A 3368-nucleotide genomic window follows, 5' to 3' on the forward strand; every position below is an offset into this window, starting at 1 on the left:
GGTTTACGTCGACGGTGGCATCGAGGCCGCGCGACCGCATCTTCAAGGCAGAATCGGCGCGGACCAGATCCTCCAGCTGCATTTCGATGCCGATTTCGGAGCAGGTCCGCGCATCGACCAGCGCATTGAAGCGCGGCGCGATTTCACCTTCCGGCGCATCGGGAAATTTTTCGAAAAGCATATCGGCGACGACAAGCCCGAGCACGCGGTCGCCAAGAAATTCAAGACGCTGGTTGTTGGTGGCCGCCTTGACCGCACTGGAATGCGTCAAGGCGGTCTCAAGCAAACGGATATCCTTGAAGACGTAACCGGTCTTGGCCTTCACCAAACCGGCCAGTGTTTCGCCTGTCGGGCGCTTCAAAGCCATCAATTGACGAAGTGGAACAGGCGCGAAGCGCGCATCAGCGACGGCCATTTCCAGATTTCGAGAGGGCTCGCCTTGCCGGCGATCGAGAAGAAGACAAGATTGGCGCGGCCAACCAGATTTTCCGCGGGAACGTAGCCGACGGTGAAACGGCTGTCGGCGGAATTGTCCCGGTTGTCGCCCATCATGAAATAGTGGCCGGGCGGCACGTCGAATTCGCGGGTGTTGTCGCCGATCGAGTTCGAATTCAGGTCAAGCGTGTCGTAGCTGACGCCGTTGGGCAGGGTTTCGCGATAGACATCGATCGGGCGCGATTCCTCGGTGATGTCGGGATTGTCGATTTGGCCTGTTTTCACGCGCGGCACGCCGACACCGTTGATGAAAAGCTGGCCGTCCTTGACCTGGATCTTGTCACCCGGCAGGCCGACAACGCGCTTGATGTAGTCGACGGACGGATCAGGCGGGAATTTGAAAACCGCCACGTCGCCGCGCTTCGGCTCGGAGCCCCAGATGCGGCCCGAAAAAATATCGGGTCCGAAAGGCAGCGAATAGCGCGAATAGCCATAGGACCATTTGGTGACGAACAGATAGTCGCCTTCCAAAAGCGTCGGCCGCATCGATCCCGACGGGATCGAAAAAGGCTGGAACAGCAGCGTGCGGATGACCAGGGCGAGCAAAAGCGCCTGGACGATGACGCTGACGGTCTCGCCAAGCCCGCCGGATTTCTTCTCGGATTTTTCAGCCACGCTCATGTCGTCCTCGATTGTGCGTTGGATGGTATAGAGTCTCGGCGCGCGCTGGGCAACGTCAATGCCGGTCGTCAGAGGCAATCAATGTGGCGCTTCTTCGACGGGCAGCGCCTCGATGATCACAAAGGCTTGAGCGAGCGGGAAATCATCCGTGATGGTGAGGTGGATTGCCGCCCGATAGCCCTTTGGCAGGATTTTGGCCAGCCTGGCCTGCGCTCCTCCCGTCAACGCCATGGTCGGCGCGCCACTGGGCAGGTTGACGACACCCATGTCGCGCCAGAACACGCCCTGCGCCAGTCCGGTGCCCAGCGCCTTGGCGCAGGCCTCCTTGGCGGCGAAACGCTTGGCATAGGAGGCCGCGCGGGCGCGTCGATTGTCCGAACGCGCCTGTTCGATGTCGGTGTAGATTCTCTGGACGAAGCGCTGGCCGTGACGCTCCAGCGATTTCTCGATGCGTCTGATGTCGATCAGGTCGCTGCCGATGCCGATGATCATCGCGCAGTGGAACCGATGCTTGCGCCGGGATGGGACGATTGCGCATGCCGGCTTGCGCGCTCGGCCAGGCGTTTGCGCCGCTGTTCGCGGAAAGCGTTCATGCCCCAGCGCGTGATGGCGTAGAACAGCAGCCCGAAGATCAAGCCGAGCGGAACCGCACCGATCAGCATCGGTTCAAGGACCGGTTTCCACAATTGCGCGAAGGAGAGGTTGTGCAACATCTCGCCCAGATGCGCCGGCGGCCCATGTGTCGGCAACCGGTCATGCAGGATGAGCTTGCCCGTTTCCCACGACGCGCCCCATAGCAACGGGAAGGTCAGCGGGTTGCCGAAAAAAACCGCGCCAAGCGCCGCCGCCACCAGATTGCCGGCTATCACCCAGCACAGGATGGCAGCGATGATGAAATGGAAACCGACGGGGAAGAATGAAGCGAAGACACCGGCCGCAACGCCGGCCGCCACCGCATGCGGTGTGGCCTTCAGCCGCAGGATGCGCTTGGAAAAATACTGAAGCGAGCGCGAAAACGAGCGGCGCGGCCAAAGATAGGTACGCACCCGCTCATAAAGGCCATCAGGCTTGCGGCGTCGAAATAGCACTCTGTTCCCGTTCCACAGCGCCCGCAACGGCACCTTCAGCCGGGCGTGGCAGCCACATCTTGCGCTTGACGATCACCCTATGGCAATCGCCAGCTTATATAACAACGCGCTGGCGCAAGAACAACCAAACACCTTTTGTGCGCCGCGCTTGTCGCCGCCCTTCGGGGCGGCAGGTCTTGCTTCGAACATTGGACAATCGCGGCAAATTTAAGGAACGGCAGTCGCATCGCCGAAAGGCACAGCGCCGCCAGCGGCTACGGCAGGTATTCGCTGACCTCGACCAGATTGCCGTCCGGGTCGCGGAAATAGACCGACATCATTGGACCTCGGGCCCCGACACGTTCAACCGGGCCGAGTTCCACCACCACACCATTGGCCGCGAGCCGCGCACGGACCTCATCCAGTGGCCGCTCGGTGATCAGGCAGAAATCACCTGATCCTGATGTCGGCGACTTCGCCTTTGGCTCGAAAGTCCGGCCGACCTCATGCACATTGATCTTATGGCTACCGAAAGCCAGCGCCGTCGGTCGATCCGCCGCGTCGATGCGCTCAAAACCCAGCACGCGCTGGTAAAACTCACAGGTCACTTCCAGCGAAGCGACCGTCAGCACGAAATGATCGATGCCGGCGATCATTTCCAATTCGTCTTCACGCATGTCGGCATGCCCCGTCAGATGTTGCGGCTGCCGGGCTTGATCGCCGGGATGGCGGCAAGCTCCGGCGGCAGCCGGTCGGCCGGATAGGCCGGGACCTCATACTCGGCAAGCGCGATGAGCGGCACGCCGACATCAGTCTTGCCGGCCGAACGGTCGATGATGCAGGCCGCGGCAACCACCTCGGCGCCAAGCTCGCGCAGGCACTCGATGGTCTCTCGGATCGACAGGCCGGTGGTGACGATGTCCTCGACGATGACGACACGCGACCCCCTGGCGATCTCGAAGCGGCGCAAGCGGAACTCGCCCCCCTCCCGCTCGACCCAGATCGCCGGCACGCCGAGATGACGTGAGGTCTCATAGGCCGGGATCAGCCCGCCGATCGCCGGGCCGACGACATAGTCGATCTTGCCGGGCACGCCTGCGCGGATCTTCTCCGCCAGCGCCTTGCACAGAAGCTCGGTCTTGTCGGCATGCATGAACACGCGCGCCTTCTGCAGGAAGACCGGAC

Annotated in this window: 6 protein-coding genes; all 6 read right to left on the minus strand. The window is 61.9% G+C overall.

Annotation, left to right across the window (positions count from 1 at the left end):
* Positions 1-325: ribonuclease III domain-containing protein (locus EOA22_RS28370; RefSeq protein ID WP_281040791.1), on the minus strand; the 325-nt coding region annotated here is incomplete at its 3' end.
* Positions 326-366: 41 nt separating this feature from the next.
* Entirely contained in the window at positions 367-1116 is a 750-nt protein-coding gene (lepB, locus tag EOA22_RS28375; protein WP_013532585.1) for a signal peptidase I, read from the minus strand.
* 78 nt (positions 1117-1194) lie between these two features.
* A complete protein-coding gene (gene acpS, locus EOA22_RS28380) occupies positions 1195-1608 on the minus strand; it encodes a holo-ACP synthase (protein WP_013532586.1) in 414 nt (137 codons plus the stop codon).
* A complete protein-coding gene (locus tag EOA22_RS28385) occupies positions 1605-2204 on the minus strand; it encodes a DUF2062 domain-containing protein (protein WP_013532587.1) in 600 nt (199 codons plus the stop codon). Before EOA22_RS28385 ends, acpS begins: the two co-directional genes overlap by 4 nt.
* A 254-nt stretch (positions 2205-2458) precedes the next feature.
* A complete protein-coding gene (locus tag EOA22_RS28390) occupies positions 2459-2839 on the minus strand; it encodes a VOC family protein (RefSeq protein ID WP_024503070.1) in 381 nt (126 codons plus the stop codon).
* A 35-nt stretch (positions 2840-2874) separates the two neighbouring features.
* Positions 2875-3368 (minus strand): orotate phosphoribosyltransferase (gene pyrE, locus EOA22_RS28395; protein ID WP_127390389.1); only part of this gene is annotated, 494 nt, incomplete at its 5' end.

Source organism: Mesorhizobium sp. M7A.F.Ca.US.014.04.1.1 (assembly GCF_003998745.1).
GTDB classification, from domain to species: domain Bacteria; phylum Pseudomonadota; class Alphaproteobacteria; order Rhizobiales; family Rhizobiaceae; genus Mesorhizobium; species Mesorhizobium ciceri.

Coding starts and splice junctions, on each gene's coding strand:
- acpS (WP_013532586.1), bottom strand. CDS start 1,608: ATGATCATCGGCATCGGCAGCGACCTGATCGACATCAGACGCATCGAG.
- EOA22_RS28390 (WP_024503070.1), bottom strand. CDS start 2,839: ATGATCGCCGGCATCGATCATTTCGTGCTGACGGTCGCTTCGCTGGAA.
- lepB (WP_013532585.1), bottom strand. CDS start 1,116: ATGAGCGTGGCTGAAAAATCCGAGAAGAAATCCGGCGGGCTTGGCGAG.